General features: G+C 56.6%; 19 protein-coding genes and 5 pseudogenes. 15 read left to right on the forward strand and 9 right to left on the reverse strand.

Annotated elements, in window-relative coordinates; genetic code table 11:
* Nucleotides 1-4 precede the first annotated feature (4 nt).
* The 3 genes from C486_RS22045 (at nt 5) to C486_RS16455 (ending at nt 1,353) form a co-directional block, all read left to right on the forward strand.
* Entirely contained in the window at nt 5-370 is a 366-nt protein-coding gene (locus tag C486_RS22045) for a DUF7568 family protein (protein ID WP_008458090.1), read from the forward strand.
* A gap of 80 nt (nt 371-450) precedes the next feature.
* Nucleotides 451-1,002 (forward strand): HD domain-containing protein, encoded by a 552-nt coding sequence (locus C486_RS16450; RefSeq protein ID WP_008458092.1) that lies wholly within the window; start codon nt 451-453, stop codon nt 1,000-1,002.
* Nucleotides 1,003-1,125: 123 nt separating this feature from the next.
* On the forward strand, nt 1,126-1,353 hold the full coding sequence (locus tag C486_RS16455; protein ID WP_008458094.1) for a hypothetical protein: 228 nt from the start codon (nt 1,126-1,128) through the stop codon (nt 1,351-1,353).
* Nucleotides 1,354-1,444: 91 nt separating this feature from the next.
* Here C486_RS16455 and C486_RS16460 read toward each other — a convergent pair.
* The 3 genes and pseudogenes from C486_RS16460 to C486_RS16465 all read right to left on the reverse strand — a co-directional run bounded on the left by C486_RS16460 (nt 1,445) and on the right by C486_RS16465 (nt 5,407).
* A pseudogene (locus C486_RS16460) lies at nt 1,445-2,418 on the reverse strand (hypothetical protein).
* Between the two features lie 140 nt (nt 2,419-2,558).
* Nucleotides 2,559-2,816 (reverse strand): annotated as a pseudogene (locus C486_RS20550) (transposase); the annotation flags it as partial.
* A gap of 182 nt (nt 2,817-2,998) precedes the next feature.
* A complete protein-coding gene (locus C486_RS16465; RefSeq protein WP_008458097.1) occupies nt 2,999-5,407 on the reverse strand; it encodes a DEAD/DEAH box helicase in 2,409 nt (802 codons plus the stop codon).
* Nucleotides 5,408-5,736: 329 nt separating this feature from the next.
* On the opposite strand from C486_RS16465, the gene C486_RS20555 reads away from it, so the two are divergent.
* Nucleotides 5,737-6,027 (forward strand): hypothetical protein, encoded by a 291-nt coding sequence (locus tag C486_RS20555; RefSeq protein ID WP_394295340.1) that lies wholly within the window; start codon nt 5,737-5,739, stop codon nt 6,025-6,027.
* A 250-nt stretch (nt 6,028-6,277) separates the two neighbouring features.
* On the opposite strand, the gene C486_RS21150 is transcribed toward C486_RS20555, so the two are convergent.
* On the reverse strand, nt 6,278-6,466 hold the full coding sequence (locus tag C486_RS21150; protein WP_152419190.1) for a hypothetical protein: 189 nt from the start codon (nt 6,464-6,466) through the stop codon (nt 6,278-6,280).
* 523 nt (nt 6,467-6,989) lie between these two features.
* Here C486_RS21150 and C486_RS20560 point away from each other — a divergent pair.
* Nucleotides 6,990-7,583: an IS6 family transposase gene (locus tag C486_RS20560; protein WP_083866055.1), complete on the forward strand. Its 594-nt coding sequence runs from the start codon at nt 6,990-6,992 to the stop codon at nt 7,581-7,583.
* An 18-nt stretch (nt 7,584-7,601) separates the two neighbouring features.
* Here the strand turns inward: C486_RS20560 and C486_RS16475 are convergent, their stop codons facing one another.
* Genes C486_RS16475 through C486_RS16485 form a run of 3 tightly spaced genes read right to left on the reverse strand, consistent with a single transcriptional unit; the run spans nt 7,602 to nt 9,045 of the window.
* The gene (locus tag C486_RS16475; protein ID WP_160164305.1) at nt 7,602-8,324 is read right to left on the reverse strand and encodes a transposase; all 723 of its coding nucleotides are present in this window, start codon (nt 8,322-8,324) and stop codon (nt 7,602-7,604) included.
* Entirely contained in the window at nt 8,210-8,851 is a 642-nt protein-coding gene (locus C486_RS16480; protein WP_008458106.1) for a hypothetical protein, read from the reverse strand. The genes C486_RS16475 and C486_RS16480 overlap by 115 nt, the downstream gene beginning before the upstream one ends.
* Nucleotides 8,848-9,045: a hypothetical protein gene (locus tag C486_RS16485; RefSeq protein ID WP_008458108.1), complete on the reverse strand. Its 198-nt coding sequence runs from the start codon at nt 9,043-9,045 to the stop codon at nt 8,848-8,850. Before C486_RS16485 ends, C486_RS16480 begins: the two co-directional genes overlap by 4 nt.
* A gap of 206 nt (nt 9,046-9,251) precedes the next feature.
* Here C486_RS16485 and C486_RS16490 point away from each other — a divergent pair, with 206 nt between their 5' ends.
* From C486_RS16490 to C486_RS16530, 8 genes and pseudogenes are all read left to right on the forward strand, one after another.
* The gene (locus tag C486_RS16490) at nt 9,252-9,458 is read left to right on the forward strand and encodes a hypothetical protein (protein WP_008458109.1); all 207 of its coding nucleotides are present in this window, start codon (nt 9,252-9,254) and stop codon (nt 9,456-9,458) included.
* Nucleotides 9,458-9,826 (forward strand): hypothetical protein, encoded by a 369-nt coding sequence (locus C486_RS16495; protein ID WP_008458111.1) that lies wholly within the window; start codon nt 9,458-9,460, stop codon nt 9,824-9,826. The genes C486_RS16490 and C486_RS16495 overlap by 1 nt, the downstream gene beginning before the upstream one ends.
* Nucleotides 9,819-10,142 carry a hypothetical protein gene (locus C486_RS16500; protein WP_008458112.1) on the forward strand — a complete coding sequence of 108 codons (324 nt, stop codon included), beginning with the start codon at nt 9,819-9,821 and terminating at the stop codon, nt 10,140-10,142. Before C486_RS16495 ends, C486_RS16500 begins: the two co-directional genes overlap by 8 nt.
* A gap of 70 nt (nt 10,143-10,212) precedes the next feature.
* Nucleotides 10,213-10,893, forward strand: a pseudogene (locus tag C486_RS20565) (IS6 family transposase).
* 241 nt (nt 10,894-11,134) lie between these two features.
* Entirely contained in the window at nt 11,135-11,974 is an 840-nt protein-coding gene (locus C486_RS16515) for a hypothetical protein (RefSeq protein WP_008458115.1), read from the forward strand.
* A gap of 778 nt (nt 11,975-12,752) precedes the next feature.
* Nucleotides 12,753-13,100 carry a hypothetical protein gene (locus C486_RS16520; RefSeq protein ID WP_008458119.1) on the forward strand — a complete coding sequence of 116 codons (348 nt, stop codon included), beginning with the start codon at nt 12,753-12,755 and terminating at the stop codon, nt 13,098-13,100.
* A gap of 164 nt (nt 13,101-13,264) precedes the next feature.
* On the forward strand, nt 13,265-14,212 hold the full coding sequence (locus tag C486_RS16525) for an ArdC-like ssDNA-binding domain-containing protein (protein ID WP_049910641.1): 948 nt from the start codon (nt 13,265-13,267) through the stop codon (nt 14,210-14,212).
* Nucleotides 14,213-14,302: 90 nt separating this feature from the next.
* A pseudogene (locus tag C486_RS16530) lies at nt 14,303-15,125 on the forward strand (hypothetical protein).
* A gap of 74 nt (nt 15,126-15,199) precedes the next feature.
* Here C486_RS16530 and C486_RS16535 read toward each other — a convergent pair.
* Nucleotides 15,200-15,466: pseudogene (locus C486_RS16535) on the reverse strand (hypothetical protein); the annotation flags it as partial.
* A 63-nt stretch (nt 15,467-15,529) separates the two neighbouring features.
* Entirely contained in the window at nt 15,530-16,450 is a 921-nt protein-coding gene (locus tag C486_RS16540; protein ID WP_008458125.1) for a helix-turn-helix transcriptional regulator, read from the reverse strand.
* Between the two features lie 138 nt (nt 16,451-16,588).
* Between C486_RS16540 and C486_RS16545 the strand changes: the two genes are divergently transcribed.
* Both C486_RS16545 and C486_RS22890 read left to right on the forward strand, forming a co-directional pair.
* Nucleotides 16,589-16,912 carry a hypothetical protein gene (locus C486_RS16545; RefSeq protein ID WP_008458127.1) on the forward strand — a complete coding sequence of 108 codons (324 nt, stop codon included), beginning with the start codon at nt 16,589-16,591 and terminating at the stop codon, nt 16,910-16,912.
* Nucleotides 16,913-17,051: 139 nt separating this feature from the next.
* On the forward strand, nt 17,052-17,216 hold the full coding sequence (locus C486_RS22890) for an HNH endonuclease (RefSeq protein ID WP_206536982.1): 165 nt from the start codon (nt 17,052-17,054) through the stop codon (nt 17,214-17,216).
* The last annotated feature ends 70 nt before the right edge of the window (nt 17,217-17,286 follow it).

The raw sequence follows: 17,286 nt of genomic DNA on the forward strand, positions 1-17,286 counted from the left end.
AATCATGCCCCGAATCACCAACTGGACACGAGAGAGTCGAACACCCACGCTGGCATATCGAAACACGGTGACTGGAGCACGAGCCGTCCTACATCGTGCCCCGGACTCCTACGCGTACAAGTGGCGGGCAGCGATCCTCGTCGATGGCTATCCAGTGTGGTCTCGTGGCTTCGAGACAAAAGAAGTGACCAGCTTTCGGGATGTGCTTCGGAACCAACCAGCCCCCGAACTCGCTTGTCCTGAGTGTCCGAACAACGACGTTATGCTCGGTCAGAAATCTGCCACTGGTGCGAAGATCCAGCGATGGTTCGACTGTCCTGACTGTGGCTACGAAGCCCCCTCGAAAATCGTCTATGGCGCAGAACGCTAGCAGCAGGTGAGAGCGCAAGCTGTGAAGTGTGCATCACTGCACGGCGGGTACTTTTAGTGGGCAATACTGACAGCAGAGACATGAGCGAGGATGTAGTCAGAGCCGCGTTTCCCGAACTCGAGGTGATCGAAGACGACGATCTTCGAGCGGGTGTTGTCAGTGCGTGGGCGACGGCCATCGAAGAGAACGACATCGACGACCTCACCGAGGTACCGTGGCTGCCTCCAACACAGCGTGCGTTAGGGTTGGAGAACGAACGGCTGGTAAGCCACGTTCGGGACGTAACTGCCTGTGCCGTCGCGCTCGCAGAGACGCTTCTTAAGCGGCGCGAGGTCACGCTCTCAGTGGATACTGTGGTTGCTGGTGCACTCATCCACGACGTGAGCAAACTCGCCGAATTCGACGGGATGGCCGAGACGCCGGTTTACAACCTGCTCGGACATCCCTACTACGGAGTCTACGTCGTTGCAGCAGTGGACCTGCCAGTCGAACTGGCACACATCGTGCTCTCCCATACGAGCCGAACGCCGGTCAAGCCGGCGACGATCGAAGCGGAACTCATCAGGAGAGCCGACGAAGTCGCAGCAGCTGCCATCCGGTCACAGGCAACAGATGACCTTCGGACCGTATAACCGCTGTATTGAACGACCGGTGCTTCCCCCGTACTTACCGTAGCACGTGGTCATCTCTCACTTGCGGAAAACCAGAGAGCAATGCAGTTTTTCGTGCCTCAACAGGGGCGGAGGCGATATCCAATGAGCGATACACCAGAGCAACCCCGAAACTCGAGCGAACTCTCACCAGCACAGCGGCTCGAGGCACCGAACACACGACTCATCAACGCCAGCATCGCGACGATCAACGATATGGAGACGCTTCGAGCCTGCATCGCCTACGAAAACCAACACCAACAACGCGTTCCGATCCTCCGCCAACTCGAGAAGCGGGCTATCGAACTCCGCTCACAGGACGACGATGACTAACTCGATACTGCCAGTGTCAGATTGCAGGACGACCAGGAGGAACCTTGCCAATTCCTTGCCCTGTACGTGATGACGTGAAAGCCGTCACCAGTCATCGCTGTACTTCTGTCCCTGCTCGGAAACTCGTGAGGTCGTCGATACGCTCTTCGAGTGCTTCGATTTCCTGTTGCAGTTCTTCAGCTTCTGTCTCCTCGCTGGCGGCAAGCCGGTCCTTCAAGCCCTGGAGGCGCGACTCCTTGACGTCGTCGTCGACCTCTGCCTTGCGAACGTACTCGCTCTCATCGATCTCGTATACATCGGATTCGGTAAGCGTCGTCACCTCAAGTGCTTCGTCGACCTTCTGGCGATCAACGGTCATGACGCGCTCACGGTCGATCCCTTCTGCCTCGAGCATCGAGAGGACGTCCTCATCGTCTTTGAGCGAGCGGTTACGGCGACTCGTACGCTGGACAGAACCGTACTGACCAGCGACAGGCCGGTCGTGATGGAGGCGTGAGAGAAGCACATCGGCGACCTCCTGGCGAAAGTCGTTGGCGTCACGCTGGACATCCGACAGCAGTGTGTAGAGATTCACCAGTGTGGCCGTCTCCAACTCAGGCAGGTCGGTTACGTCATGGCGCTCGAGTGCATCGATCAGCAGTAGCGCATCCGAGTAGACGTCCAGACCGTCGGGTTCGGTTCGGTCGTCATCGGTGTCTGGTTCGTGTGCTGTATCGGCCAGTTGGGTCGTCGTCGGTCCGTCTGTCTCGGCAATCACACCCGCATCTTCGTCGATCTCGAAGCAGGGATGGACGCTCAATACCGCTGGATACGGGTCAGCATCTGGCGGGAGCCGGTCAAGATCAAACCCATCGTGCGCAGTCTGTATCTGATGATACAGCGACTCGAACTGATCGCGTTGGAGCGGGCGCTTCTCGTTTGACTCGTCAAACTGGACGATAACGCGGTGTTCTTGGGATCTGTGATGTGGACGTGGGAGTGCGACAGTGGTGTGATCAGTGTCGCGTCCGCCGGCAGGTCATCCAGATGCTCGAGAAGCGTGTGCCAACTGACGCTGAATGGCATACACGGAAGTTACGCGCCAACTCGACTAAACCTTGTTCTCGACGGGTGTCAGAGAACTCTCCCATGGTTTGATCCACCGACTGCTGCGGTGAATTGGCCGGTAAGTAGATGTGCTTATTGAGCGGCGAGTATTCTATTAGTCACGAGTAGGGTTCGTGGAAACGTGCTAATACTCTCGGACATAAGTATGTGAATATATCTGGTATATTGATATTGTCCAGTGCACAGAGGGCAGCATCACGAAGTTCGTCAAGCGTTTCGAATAGGCGGTTGCCGCGTGATTGATCGAGTTGTCGCCAGCACTCTTCCGCGGGGTTCAGATCTGGTGAACCCCGCGGAAGGTAACACAGTTCGATCGGAGTATCTTCAACGAACTCTTGGACTCTGTTCGCCGTGAAAGACGTTGTCGAGAGAGATCATATGGGAGTAACGTACTCTTCTTTGAAATATTTTGGCTGACAGTATCAGCTGCAGACCAATAGATCGTCAACGAGTACTGGTTGAAATCCTCCCTCCAGCCAATCACGTTCTCTGAAGAAATCAGGTAAGGCTTGGTGGTGACAGCAGGATAAAAGACGCCTCAGAAATCGTCAAGTGACGTCGGTCGTGGTTCCGAGCCAATCGAGGTCTGGTCTCGTTCGATAGCTGTTGTTGAGTCACTTTCATCTGTACGAGTTTGTTTTTTGCCGCCGAACGCTTCGAGGAACTCCCGTCCAGATGCGGTGAACGGCGGCCGGGCTGGCACCGTTGTATCGCCACCGATCCAGTCTTCGATTGCTTGGACGACTGTTGGAGCGGTTTGTGAACCGATACCCTCGGCGTTGCTGACAAGCCGTTGTTCGAAGCGAACTGAGTTTTCATACTGAACCGCTAACTTCTTGATCGTCGGATGTGACAAATCGATGGTATCGGTCCCCTCACCAAAATTTTGCCAGGCGTTTCGGATTCGATCGTCGAGGATTATTACTCGCCCACGAGCAATGCCTTGGTAACTCGTCAGATGGAGGTCTTCAGCAGTGACGCCGGCATCCATCTGTCGGGCCATCGTCTCTAGCCACTGTGGTGGCGTATGCGACGTTGCTGTGTACAGTTCAGCAAGCGGCCGAATCGCCTCTGCCAGTTGGCTCCCTGTCCGCGAGACGTGTGAAACATCGATATCGAGTGTTAATTGGATTAGTTCGACATCGATTCCTTCGGCCCAGAGCCAACACATCACACCTGCTGTGACACCGGCCTCATCGGTTCCTAGGTCATGGCGCTCAAGGAGCTCGAGAAACTCTGGGCTCTCATTGTCAGTGACCGTCTCGCCGAGATTACACTGGTAGAACATCTCGGCCAATTCAGCGACGATCGTCTCTGGATTAGCGGGGGCAGTTGCTTCCAGTGTTTCAACCAACGATTTGATGGCAACGGGTGGACAGTCAATCCGTGTTGCGTGATCGTACTCGAACGCAGCCGCCCCAAGATCGGTCGTTGCAAGCATCGACTCTGAGGCCATCTCGATGAAGCCATTCTCGACGAGCTCGGTGAGTACGTCACGGACCCGGTCGGCGATTTCGCCACGACCACCCTGTGCTTCGCCGCCGATCATCGGGTTCTCTCCAAGCGGAAGTCGGTCCCGGAGCGCATAGTGGCCATACAAGGTCGACGAGACAAACTCAACTAGAGCGTCGACGGAGTCCCACCCGTTCTGGACTAACTCGATCAGAAGCCATTCGAGGTTCGTCTTTGCACTCTCGAGATTCGTCGTATAGTCAGCGTCCGAGTCCAAGCCTTTCGGATGGCCGAAATGCGAACCGACCGACTCGAGTGACTTTTCCTCAACCGGGGTATCGAACTGGAAGACATCAGCAGCGTCTTCGCGACTGTAAATCGGGTAGGCGTAGGCTTCCTCCATCTTAGAGTCACGCCCAGCACGCCCGATCCACTGGATGTACTCCCACCGCCCGACGAAGTTCCCAAACCGGGTGAGATCGGCAACGATCACTGCCTGGACGGGACTGTCAAAGCCGTAGGCGAGCGTCGTGGTACACGAAATTGCCTGAATCTCACTGTTTTTGACACCCTTTTCCACGATTTGTTTGATGTCGTTCTCGAGTGCCGAATAGTGAAATCCGACGCCCTGTTCCAGACACTTGATCAGATCCTGATGTGTATCCGTCAGCGTCGTGTCGATCGCATTCTCGATCTTCTCCCGGTAGTCGGTCTCCGGCCGTTTGAAATCTGAATGAGAGGCAATCTGGACCGCTCGCGAGCGAGTGTGATCCGTCGTGAAGTTAAAAATCATAAACGGCGCTTCATCGACCCGCTTGGTCATATGGTCGGCGATGAATTCGCCGTAGGTTTTGTTCCCACTCTTCTCGAGTGGTCGCTCGACGATGGGCACACCACGGTCTTCGGGGCTGATGATTAACTCGGCATCCAGCCACCGGGCGATTTCGTCGGGGTTGCCGATCGTCGCCGACATCGCACAGATTTCGACATCCCGATCCATGGCAATCGCGAGACTTTTTTCAATAGTTGGCCCCCGAAAGCCCGAGTACAATTCGTGGAAATCGTCATAGACGAGGACGTCGACCCGTGAATCAACACCACGGATTGCAGCTTCGAAGTGCGAATCAAACGTCGCGACGATCACATCGGCATACTGGTAGCCGGCTTCATCGCCCCACGTCGCGTTTGTCAGCGTATATCGGTCTGTATCGATCCACTTGTTGAGACTACTGTACTTTCCGTTCGTCAGCTGAACGCTCGGGACGAGATACCCGACGGTCTGTCCTCGCTCGAGTGCCCGTTTGACGACAGCCTCAGCACAGAATGTTTTGCCGTTGCCAGTCTCAGCAACCAAGAGTGTATTCGACTCCTCAAGGCCGCCCTGTTCGAAAAAGGCACGTTGGGTTCCGTTGATCTCGTCGAACAGTTTTGCCTCGAGGAGGGCTTCGATACAGTAGGTTTCTGTCGCTGACAATGAGTCTGGAAGCTCCGCCATTGTGGGGTCTCGTTCTATTTCCGGACTTCTCAGTCTGTCATCAAAAGTATATTGGGTAGGCAATAGTCGATTGTGCTTCTGGACAACATACCTAGGATAAGCTATAATAATATCGAGTAGCTCAACAACTGTAACAGGTATGTCCCTCCTCTTCGACCACGCTCTTTCCAACTTCTCTCCAGAGGCCGGTCACCATTACGAGGTCAAGGCAGGCGATCTTGAATCCACTAGAGAGCGAGTCCCCGTCCAGCGTCCGCTGACTGACGACTCTCTAACTGCTCGAGTCCGTCCCGACTCAAAGCCACCTAACTCTGTACGCACTCCTCACACTGGACAAACAAGGCAGTCTCCCGGCAAAAAGCAGCGACATCTACAACGTCTACGAAATCGCAGCAAAACGGATCGATGCCGACGTAAAAACTGATAGAACCATCCGTGATCGTCTCAGCCAGCTCAAACTCAAAGGTTTCCTCGATGTCGAAGAACACAACAAAGGCCCGAAAGGCGGATCGTACTACCTCTACGAGTTCGGAGACATCCGGCCAAACATGGTAGAAGAAGTACTCCAAGAAATAGACCGGTTGGACGACCTATTCCAGAAAGACATTACCAACTACTGATGCCTACTTACTTCACTGCCTGTCCAACTCCTTCTCAACGTAGTCCTTGAAATCATCCGAATCCAACGCCGACCGCACAAGGCCTTCCAAGAACGCTCTTGCGTAGCACATTGTTGATGTAGAGCCATCTTGCGATTCTGCGGTGAATTGACGAGGATAATCTGGACGATAAGCGATCAAACGGCCGGTTTCTGTTCCACCCCTTCTTTGGAGGATTGTATCAACAATTACCGACGGAAGAGTGTCTTAGTTATCGCCAAGCGGCACCAACGGCGCCAATGGCACCGACTGCAAGGGCGACAAACACACCAATCACGAATATTGGCTTAAAAACACTTGCAAGAGCGTTCGGGTCGCCGCCATACATTGTAATGCTGACTGCACCGACGATGAATAATCCCAAAAGGGCTGACAGACCTGTTGCTGCTGGATTTCCCATACGTATATATCAACGTCAATGACTTAAATCTAGTCTTCACTTTGTACGCGGGGTCTCTCGAAAAGCTAGTGACGAGTCCGACAGCGGAGGGGAATCGCTGCCGGGATGATCGGATTGGGTGGAAGTGTCGCGCTGTTGGGGACGCGACAGTGACATGTCGCCACGCCAACTCTATGAGTCTTCTGGCGGCGACTTTCACTCGCAACGTGGTGTGTCTCGAGGCTTGCCACCACAACGGCTATGCGTCACTAGTCGAAAGCCGTGTGTGGCGCTCGCGGTGGGGTTCAAACGTTTGGTCGTCAACCGTTCTGGCAACCTTGCACCGCCGACTGTAGCAGTCGAGGGTCGATTCTAAACTTTGTTCGTCGTGAGTATCCTACTATTAGTTTCCCGAATCCGATTGTCTGGATAACGTATAAGTGTCCAGTATACAGAAGATGGAACACACGACACAGAACACCGTTGCGAGGGCGGTGTTCAGATAAGATTGAAGGAATGAGGCGTCACGTTTTCAAAGTGGTCTATGCCCGAAAACGCACGCCTCAGTCCTAGTATCGGCCAAATTGACTTGGATTTTGTGGAGCGAGAGGAAACACCGCGGCTGTTGATGAATCTCAGTATTCAGCTCCATCTTGCTGGACTCTCGCTTTCGAATACTGTTAGAGTTCTCGAAATATTCGGTGTTAAACGGGCTCGGTCGACTGTTCATAACTGGGTTCACAAGGCAGATCTACAGCCCAATTCCTGCCGGAATCCGGATCACGTTGCAGTTGACGAGACGGTGATCCGGCTCGTCGATGAACAGTATTGGCTGTACGCAGCCGTCGATCCAGCGTCTAATCAATTGCTCTATACAAAGCTTGAACCGACGAGAAACAAGGGTATCGCTAGTGCATTCTTTACGGAATTACGCGAGAAACACGATGTTGATGATGCTGTGATTCTCGTCGATGGAGATAAGTCACTGAACTACGCCTGTCAGCGACATAACCTCGATTTCAGATACGAACGACATGGAAATCGGAACAGCGTCGAACGTGTCTTCTGTGAGATAAAACGTCGAACTATATCTTTCTCAAACTGCTTTAGCAACGCTTCCGTAGAAACTGCTGATTAGTGGCTCAGATCATTCCAGCTAATCTGAACACGACCGTTCCTCGGCACCCAGCACGTTCGCCACCGTCCACATGTTGTACATCAGGATAGCGAACTTGAAGTAGAACATCCGGGTCGCCAGTCGGGGCGATCCCGACTGTGCCAAGAAGTCGTGCTTGAGCTTCCGGTAACTCGTCTCGACACCCCAGCGGTTGCGGAAGTCGGTGGCCAGCTTCAACGGGTCGACGTCGTCGTCATCGAGCGGGATGGTCGTGTAGAAGATAATCCAGTCGTCGGTCGGATCATCGGGTTCACCCTGCCGAAGCCGAGACCGCTTCTGGGACTTCACGGTGAACAACCAGTGCTTCTCGTTGGTGATCCCGCCGAGGCCGTGGGGCACCGCTTCGACCTCGCTCTCTTTGGCGACAGCGAGTCGCTGGAGGACCTTGATCTTCCGGCCTTTGTCCGGGGCCTGGATGATGAACTCCGTTCCGGTGGACTCGAGCGCACGGACGGAGTCAGTGGTGTAGAACCCACTGTCCAAGTAGGCGCGGTTGAACGACATCACCTGCGCGGCGTACCGGAGCAGCCGGCGCACGAGCGTTCCCTTGTCGGTGTCCGCCCGCGTCGGGACGGCCCGCATCGTCATCAGCGTGTTCGTGCCGACGAGAGCGAGCGTGGTGAACTGCCACGAGTAGTAGAAGTTCCGCTGGGGCTTCGTCTTTTGGATGTCCCGGCTGGCGTCACCCTGTCCGTACCACACCAGTCCGTACTGTCGATGGCGACTTCGTTGGTGTCATCGAAGTACTCGTGCTCGAAGGCGATGTCGAACAGCGCGTCGTTGGCTTGCCGGAACATTCGCGTGACGGTGGCCGGGTCGAACTTCAGAAGCTGGTGCCGGACGTTACTCGGGTCGACCGAGTTACCCTCACCGACCCACGACTTCAGTTCCATGTTCTCGCACGCTTGGTTCATGTGGATGTCGTGAATCGCCGCGCTGACGAAGATCCGCAGCAGGAAGTCGCGTTTGAACTTGATGCTGTCGTCGCGGTCGAAGCTGAGGTGTCGGAAGACCTCGGCCCGGAGTTCACGGCTGAGCTTCTTGATGTACGGCGGCTTTCGTTCCTCGGTGTCCGGCGAGGGCAGCTCGGGGAACTGGCCTGCTTCGGAGACTCGGACCACTTCGTCGTTCTCGTCGAGGTCGCTGGGAAACCAGTCGGTATCGACGAACGCGCCGCGGGCGAAGTGGTAGAGTTCCGTTTGACTCTCGTCAGGTTCGTCGTCGCTCATTCGTCGCAGACCGCCTCTCGGAGTTCCTCGTACAGATCGGGGTGGTTTTCCTTCAGAATCTCAGCATCCGTCTCAAGTTCACCTATCCGCTGCCGCACGCGAGAAGCAGACTCGTACCGCTTGCTGTCGTCAACATCTGCTTCACCGCTGATGCGTTCTCGGTCAGTCTTTGTCATGATCGCTGTGACTCCCATACCGCCATTCGTTGGTGGCATACGACTTAGACATTAGGTTATACCGCCATAAAGGTTAGCCCATAACACCACATTAGCTTATGGCCTAACTTTTATTGTCGCGGCGATACATGTCTCTGGTAAGAAGCGCGGGACATCGGTCAGAAGTTGGCCGGGGCGTGTTTGGACCACGCCCGACCGCGCTTCGGGACAACCGAAGCATGTCAATGAAGACATCCGCCGGACTTCAGGATTCCGGCACGAAAGCCGAATCGGACGCTGAAAACACCGAAGCCGACCTCGATCTCTCGGAGCTGATCGAGAATCACGAGAACACCGACTGGAGCGACGTTCCAGGCATCAGCGCTGCGGAAGCAGGCGCGTGGACGGCACGACTGATTGAGGCGCGCGACCGCGTCCAGGAGGGACTATGATGCAGCGACGTCAGTTCCTCGCCGTGGCCGCCGCCCTCGCCACTCTCCCGCAGGCCGCGACTGCTGACACGGGTCGCGCCGAGGAAATCGTCGAGGAGCGGAACGTGACCGACGACGGTGACTACTCGGTCACGGACTGCGGCTCCGTTCCTGGCGGGCTAAACAACGTCCACGTCACGGCAGATATGAACGATGGCCCGCTCGAAGTCGAGGGCGTCCACGAAGAAGGTGGCTGGAGCGGTGTCGGACTCCGGTGGAGGTCCGGCCCAATCGAGAGCGGTACCGGACTCAATCCCGACGACGCCCGCGATTTGGCAGCTCGGCTGGTGGTCGCTGCGGAGGCAGCGGAGGGGAAGTTCGATGACTGACGACCCTGACAACGATCAGGTTCGGGCGTTCGCGGAGGTCGGTCGGGACCTGCTGTCCTTCGAGTTGGAGACAGCCGCTGACGATCTCTACTACGAATTCCGGAAGGCCTCGAAGAAAGCCCGGAACGCTGACCGAATCACCGAGACTGACGCCCGCCGACTCGCCCACGCGATGGAACGCGCCGACATGTTCGTCGATGCGTTCTACGACGTCTGTCCCGAGGCCGACCGACCGCCCACCATTGAGGACTTGGTGTCGGTCGAAGAACTTCAACAGATCACCGCGCGGAGTCCGGTAGATGATTCCGATGAGTGACAACGTCGCTGTGAGGCACTGTCTAGTTGAGGGCGTTTGAGAAGCGAGCAGGTCGTAGCGAGAAGTAACCATGCAACTCGCAGACCTGCTCAAAGAGAGCTTAGGCGTGCATTGTGATGAGGTTTGGGAGAACGAGCGCACCCCGAACACCCTGACGGGTGTCGGGGTGCGTCTGCATTCGATGGGATTGTCAGTTCGGGAGGTCGTCGCAGTGCTCGACTTACTCGGTATTGACTGTTCTCACGGCGCAATTTGGAACTAGACACACACGCTTTCGGAAGCTCAGAGCGACCCGCCGACGGCAGAGCCGTCGCGGGTCGCGGTCGATGAGAAACAGATTGAGGTCGACGGCGAAAAGAAATGGCTGTACGCCGCGATCGACACGGAGTCGAAGCTCTTGCTCGAAATTGACGTGTTCAGCCGCCGCGGGATCAGTCCCGTGGCGGCGTTCTTGCATCGACTTACTGAGAAACACAAAACCGACGAGACAGAGTTTCTCGTCGATGCTGGCGGCTACCTGACTGGCCTCGTTCGTCACGATCTGAACGGTCAGCTCAACTACAGTGTTCGAAACTACGTCGAAAAGTGGTTTCACACGCTCAAGATACGGGTTGACCGCTTCCATAATTCGTGGGTGGGCAGTCAAGCGAGCGTCCGCGAATAGCTTGCACAGTTCATGCACTACTACAACCACCAGCGACCCCATCAGGCACTCGATGGACGGACGCCAGCTGCGGAGGTGCTAAACTAGACAGTGCCGTTAAGTTTAATAATATAGTTGGTGAATTATGTAATGTAGTCATTGAAACACCAATACAGAAACCATGAAGCGCGGACAGCCTACGCGCCGAGATGCACTCAAACTCGGCGCACTCGGTCTCGGAAGTGTAGTTAGTACGAGCAGTGTCGCTGCAGATGGCCTTACACCACCTTCCGATCCGAATGCCGACCCCAAAAGTACCCAGGATTCCGACACATACACTGGTTCTGACATGTACGGTGAGGGTGATTTCCGAGTTGGACTGGGTACCGACATCACTGCTTACGCCCCGGCTTGGAAAGACAGCTTCAAGGAAGAAGGTCAGTGGGAATACGACTTCACCATCGAAGGGACCACAGCATGTAGATTCGTTGATGATGGAGAGCCGATTGAGGACGAGAAGAATGAAGCAATGTGGTGGCAAGAAACGAAGCTGAGCGGGGCAAGTGACGTCTACAGTCGAGAAGATTCTGACTGGGTCGGCTCCTCACCCAGCGATCAGACGGGCGACTTCGACTATTCTGCCTATGCTCTCGCCCGTGACGGCATCACGCTCGCCCTCACCGCACTGAACCCCGCAATGGGTAGTCTCAAACTCGGGGCGAGCTACTTCCTCATGGACATGGTCAGCTGGCTCTCTAAACAGGATGATGACAGTAGTTCCATCTACAGAAAATGGGACTATGCTCCGACGAACGGGCCAGAGTGGGCAGACTCCTCAACCTTCCTGCTCGCTCGCGACGAACTCGAACCGGGCACTTCAGAATCATTCACAGTCCAGAATACCGCTATTGCCTTCCCAGAATACCCGGTCATCACCGAGTTCGACATTTCGTTCACCGTACCACCCTCTCCAAATACCCTCTCCACTGAAGAGATGGAAGAGTTCGGTATTCAAAAGATCAAACCTAATCAGTCCGGACTTAGCCCGAACGCCTCGCCAGAGCGGGATGAAGGGGTCTACGTTGCCGATCCGAAGAAGACGATGAAGGTTTCGCCGGTCAGTGATCCGAAGGTACCTGACCGAGTCTACGAGGAAATCGAAAAAAAGCGCGAGGAGCTATACATCTAACTACACCGAACGAGTCTCCTGTTATCCACCCTCTATTTGTCTGCCTAAGTCATGATCTGAAGTGACCCCGAAGAACCCCAGTGGCTATTGAGACGAAAACGGTGCTGGAACCCAAGACGAATCCGGTTCTCCATTTCGAATCAGCTTTAGTTCCGAACGAGTCACACTTTCCGTGTCAATCTCAGTTGGAGAATTCATCAGAATGCTCACTGACTGAGTGGAGGCCTCTTCATCTAATATACTATCCCTTATTACCGCCTGTGTATACTCGTCGTTAGTGACTTCCCATCGGATCCGCACCCGTAGTTCGGATCCTTCTGGTTTCGAGAGTTCGGTAACGGCAACCAATCGATCCGGTTCAAGTTGGTATGCCTCAGCGTTCTCGATACTAGCCTCTATCTCAGGCTCTCTACGCACCCACTGACAGCCAGCCAGACCAGCTATGATCCCCGTACTGCCAGCAGCAAGGATTTTCCTTCGGGTGACGAGATTATCTTCGAACATGGCTGAAGTGCTTCTTCTACTTATCGAATGTCATTTATGAAATCATATGAGAGTAACTCTTCTACCGTCTCTGTTGCAGACTCACCATAGCAGACTAATCGATCTGGAGGGCACTGTCTAGTTAGCGCGGTTTGAGAAGCGAGCAGGTCGTAGAGCTAGAGGAAATCGCAGGCGAACAGAGCGTCTACCTCCCGCCGGGATAACTTCGCGACCGGTTTTTCGTGCCCCCAGAGAGGGCGAGGGCTCCTTCGAAAGCTCTCAGAGGTGACTTCCAGTGAGTCACCAACAGAGTCCCGACAACGTCTCGATCGACGAGATCCCAGTCGATATCAATAACACGCAATCAGCGGAGGTCGATTCCGCCGACGTCCCCGACGAAATCGAATCCATCACCCGTGGGCTCGCCGGTGAGCAGCCGCCGACGAATCCCATAGTGGTTCTCAAAGCGGCTCGGTGGTGGTACATTCACGGCAAGGGCGGCACGGATCCCGCCTTCCAGTGGGCCATCGAGTGGGCGCGTCACCTTGCGACCGACACGCCTAGCGATGTCGAGCGGTTCGACGAGTTCCTCGAGTACCTCGTCTCGGTTGGCTTTGCGGACGAACGTCACGAGCTCCGCTGACCGACAGAGCGGTTTTTGAACGCCCCTGAGGGGTGCGGCGCGGTCTGAACAGACGCAGTCGCCGTGNAGCTCCGCTGACCGACAGAGCGGTTTTTGAACGCCCCTGAGGGGTGCGGCGCGGTCTGAACAGACGCAGTCGCCGTGAATTCGATTCGGTGAACACGATGTCCATGACCAGAGACTCGTCGGTCTCCTTCGACCAGACCGACACGCGATCCGACGAGATGAACAGCACCATCGAACAGTGGATCGACGACCTCGTCGCCAGCGTCGACGACGCGCAGGCCAGCGAAGAGTTCCAAGAGTGGCTCGATGTCCAGAGTCGTTTCCACGACTACTCGTATCGGAACACGCTCCTCATCAAGCGGCAGTGTCCCGAGGCGAGCCGGGTGGCGGGCTACCGGACGTGGCAGGAGGAGTTCGACCGCCACGTCACGGAGGGCGAATCGGCCATCTGGATCTGGGCGCCGATTATCACCAAGCAGTGCCCGGAGTGCGAGAATTCGCCGAGCTACCACGAGAACAGTGACTGTGAGTACGACGAGACGCCACCCGAGGAGTGGTCCGAGGGCCTCGTCGGATTCAAGCCCGCGCCGGTGTTCGATGTCTCCCAGACGGAGGGCGAGCCGCTTCCCGACCTGGACACGGAAGCGACCGGCGACGCCGGCGACCTCGTCGACCAGTTGAATGCCGTCGCTGACGATCTCGGCGTGACGGTGCGAATCGTTCCAGCCGAGAAGTGGACGCGCGGTGAGGCGAAGGGCATCTGCGAGCAGCTGAGCCTCGTCGACGTCCAACCGCTCGTCGAGGTGCGAGATCGGGAGAACGAGGCCGACCTCGCGCGGACGCTGATTCACGAGTACGCACACGCCCTGCTCCACTTCGACGTCGACGACGACACCGAACAGTCGAAACGCGAAGTCGAGGCCGAAGCCGTCGCGTACGTCGTCGGGCGCCATTGCGGGCTCGACACTAGCGGGTCGGCGTTCTACCTCGCTGCGTGGGAGTCGGACGATACCGAGGTCGTTCGCGAGCGCCTCGGCCGGATTAGTCGAACGGCAGAAGAACTCATCGACGTTCTCGAGGACGAATCCCCGTCCTCACTCAGTTAACCAACGTGGTGATGGATTCCTTCCGCTCTGTTGGTTAAGTTTTTCAGCGCCCCCGGAGGTGCGGAGGCGCGTTCTGACCTCCGTTGAATGATGACTGAACCCGATCTCACGACGGTCCTCGAGGAAGCAGAGCACGTTGCCGAGCAGCACGACCAAGTCGCTCGTACGACAGACAACCAAGCCCACGAGTACCTCCGATACGCGGTTCTTCGGGTGCTCGAAGGCGAGGCGGACCAACTCCCAGCAGACTGGACGCCGATCGACGGCGTGACCGTCGGCTACGGGAGCGACGACGCGATGTTCGATAGCTGGGGCTCCAGCGAAGACTGGTGGGAGAGTGTCCCGCCACAGGAGGCGTGTACCCGCTTTCGGGTGTTCTTCCCGGACGACCACCAGACGGTCCCCCGTGACATCGTCGACGTGATGGCCGCGCTCGGTGCCTAGCGAGTGTGGACCGGGAGCGCAGCGGCGTGCGGCTCCTACGACCATCGCGAGCGCCGTGAGGTCCATTACCTGTGGTCGGGAAGGCCATCCGGTCGAGGAAGTGCTCCACGAGCGGCTCAGTGGCCCTGCGGAAGCCGTCGCTCCCGACGGTGGCCGAACGGGTGACGTTCGCGACCGAATGGTCGTCGACGAGAACGCAGAGTCACAAGACAATCTCGAGCCCCGCACGAAGCGTGCCATCGCCGAAGCGATGGATGTCTCACTCCTCTCGAAAGGTGGCCGCTACGAGGTACAGTCCGCGTCCGGCAACAGGTACGAAGTCGATGTCATCGACGAATCGTGTACCTGTCCCGACTGGCAGCAGCGTTCTCCCGAAGGCGGATGCAAGCACCTGCGTCACGTCGATCACGAGATCAAACGGGGCCGCGTTCCCCGCCCAGATGGCCGCCTTCCGGCTGACGCGAACTGATTTCGGTTAACCAACAAACCATCCGTTTTATCGCTGGCGTTGGTTAACGCACACAGCCACTATCCTGCCCGCGGTCACGGGAGGTCTTCTGTTACGTCGACGAGGTCCTCCTCGGTCTGCCAGCGATACAGCCGTCCCTCCCGGTCGAACAGCTCAAAAACACCGTCCTACATCCAACCGAAGGGGTGCTCCTCGTCCTCGTACTCCCGTTTGAGGACGTGGCTCTTCGCGAAGAACTCGGTCGTGCCGACGAGCAACCCTTGTTCGACGAGGAAGTCGCTCGGTTCCTTCTCGGCGACACCGACGAGGTAGGTCACGATATCACCGATCAGGCAGAGTACGAGAATTCCCCTCGCCCGGACGACGCGTAACCCTTACAGAATTAGCTCCGTCTCAGTACTCGATTACCGTTCGATTTCGTACTCACCCGCCAGCTCTTGGAACTCGTCCCACGCCGGGAGCCGGTCGTCGTCGACCTCGCCGTGCGTCTCGAGGTAGCGAAGCAAGGCGTCGATTTCGTCTTCGAGGCCATACTTCGCCGCCTGCTCTCGGAGGTCCGCCTCGTCGACGTCGACGTGGCTGAGTAGAAGGAGACAGTACGAGCGGTGGCGGCTCCCGTCGTCGATTAACAGCGTGTGACAGCAGAGCTCCGCCGGCGAGACTGCGTCGAGGTCCTGGGAGTAGACGTAGTAGCGGTGGCCGGTGAGCAGGAACTGGAGGCCGAAGGCCGCGAATCGAGCGAGGCCAGTTTCGTGGAACGCCTCCGCGTCGATCTCCGTCTTGGTCTGAGTGAGGAATTCGTCGTAGTCCTCCCAGAGAATCGTGCCCTTCGGGGCGACGGCTTCGAGGCGTTGACGATGCAGATGGTGTGCGAGTTCACGGGCGAACTCGTGGAGGCGGTCGAAATCGGCGTTGAAGTCATAGCGGCCGTCGGCCGTCCCGACGAGACCACGGTCACGAAACCGCTTGAGGACGCGGTTGACCGTGTTGCGGTAGTTGTCGCTCCGGTCGGCGATCTCGGAGACGGTTCGCGGCTGGTCGAGGTAGTACAGCACCTCGAGTGCCTTTCCGGTCAGCAGCTCGGGGAACTCGATGTGGGAGTGCTGGCGGACGAGGTCCCGATAGAGTTCGACGGCTCGAGCATCCGACGGGACGACTCGTTTTCGACGGCCGTCGCGTTCCGTGTAGACGAGTCCCTTTTCGACGAGGTCGCGGACGGCACGAGAGAGGTAGCTCTCGGTGTGGTCGAGCTTCGTCGCTAGGTCGGAGATCGTGTCGCCGCGGTCGACCGTGGCGAGGACCTCGAGTTCGATGCGCCGGAGCACAGTGTAACATAGTACGAAACTACTATATAAAGAAGTTTCGAGTAGTGTTACAGCCAGCAGGCACGAGGACCTTTTTCACCGAGTTAACCAACAAAACTATGGATTCGCAGCCGTTGTTGGTTAACACGAGAGTAGCCGATGTCCTACGACCCCCCGACCCCACCGGCGAACCTCCCGACAGAGATCGTCAACACGCTCAACGAGTCGGACCCGGAGCGGCTCCGAGACGTTGCTACGTATGCAGAAGCGCTCGCCGAGCACAAGGAACGTGAGGCCCGCCTCGAGGAGTCGGCAAATCAAGAAGAGGTCGAAGAGCGACCAGACGACCTCCCGGACGATGTTCCTGCCAAAGCGACGATCACGATCAAGAAGATCAATGACAACCGCTACTACTACTGGCAGTGGCGGGACGGCAAATCAGTGAAGTCAAAATATAAAGAGCCGGTCAACCCGAACGAATAACTTCGGGCATTCATCAGTGATGACGGTTGCTGATGGTCGGCGAAAGGCCGAACCATGCCCGTTGAAGTCGAGTGTGATTTCTGTGGTGAGACAGTCTCAAGACCGCCGTCGGTAGTGGAGCGGGCAGAACACTACTTCTGTGATAAGATTTTCACCATATCCGCAAGTTCACCATATCCGGCCATTCACGGAATTCGGCCAAGATGAGATCGAAGCAGCGCATGACCACTCAAATTTGGTCTCGCTCTGTGAGCCCTGCCACAGTCGGTGGGAGGGTATCCCGATCTGTCCGAAACTGATCTGATAGATACCCCGTATGCGAAATGATTCCACTGGAGTGTCAAAGTACACTCCGTGTGCGAAGTGATTTTGCC

This window comes from Natrinema gari JCM 14663 (genome assembly GCF_000337175.1).
Lineage (GTDB): Archaea > Halobacteriota > Halobacteria > Halobacteriales > Natrialbaceae > Natrinema > Natrinema gari.

Bases quoted from the DNA above. Each gene is read 5' to 3' on its own strand.
- C486_RS16515 (WP_008458115.1), top strand. From the start codon at position 11,135: ATGTACGGTGAGGGTGATTTCCGAGTTGGACTGGGTACCGACATCACT.
- C486_RS16545 (WP_008458127.1), top strand. From the start codon at position 16,589: ATGTCCTACGACCCCCCGACCCCACCGGCGAACCTCCCGACAGAGATC.
- C486_RS22045 (WP_008458090.1), top strand. From the start codon at position 5: ATGCCCCGAATCACCAACTGGACACGAGAGAGTCGAACACCCACGCTG.
- C486_RS21150 (WP_152419190.1), bottom strand. From the start codon at position 6,466: ATGGGAAATCCAGCAGCAACAGGTCTGTCAGCCCTTTTGGGATTATTC.
- C486_RS16450 (WP_008458092.1), top strand. From the start codon at position 451: ATGAGCGAGGATGTAGTCAGAGCCGCGTTTCCCGAACTCGAGGTGATC.
- C486_RS16500 (WP_008458112.1), top strand. From the start codon at position 9,819: ATGACTGACGACCCTGACAACGATCAGGTTCGGGCGTTCGCGGAGGTC.
- C486_RS16465 (WP_008458097.1), bottom strand. From the start codon at position 5,407: ATGGCGGAGCTTCCAGACTCATTGTCAGCGACAGAAACCTACTGTATC.
- C486_RS16485 (WP_008458108.1), bottom strand. From the start codon at position 9,045: ATGGGAGTCACAGCGATCATGACAAAGACTGACCGAGAACGCATCAGC.
- C486_RS16490 (WP_008458109.1), top strand. From the start codon at position 9,252: ATGAAGACATCCGCCGGACTTCAGGATTCCGGCACGAAAGCCGAATCG.
- C486_RS16455 (WP_008458094.1), top strand. From the start codon at position 1,126: ATGAGCGATACACCAGAGCAACCCCGAAACTCGAGCGAACTCTCACCA.
- C486_RS16495 (WP_008458111.1), top strand. From the start codon at position 9,458: ATGCAGCGACGTCAGTTCCTCGCCGTGGCCGCCGCCCTCGCCACTCTC.
- C486_RS20560 (WP_083866055.1), top strand. From the start codon at position 6,990: ATGCCCGAAAACGCACGCCTCAGTCCTAGTATCGGCCAAATTGACTTG.
- C486_RS16480 (WP_008458106.1), bottom strand. From the start codon at position 8,851: ATGAGCGACGACGAACCTGACGAGAGTCAAACGGAACTCTACCACTTC.
- C486_RS16525 (WP_049910641.1), top strand. From the start codon at position 13,265: ATGTCCATGACCAGAGACTCGTCGGTCTCCTTCGACCAGACCGACACG.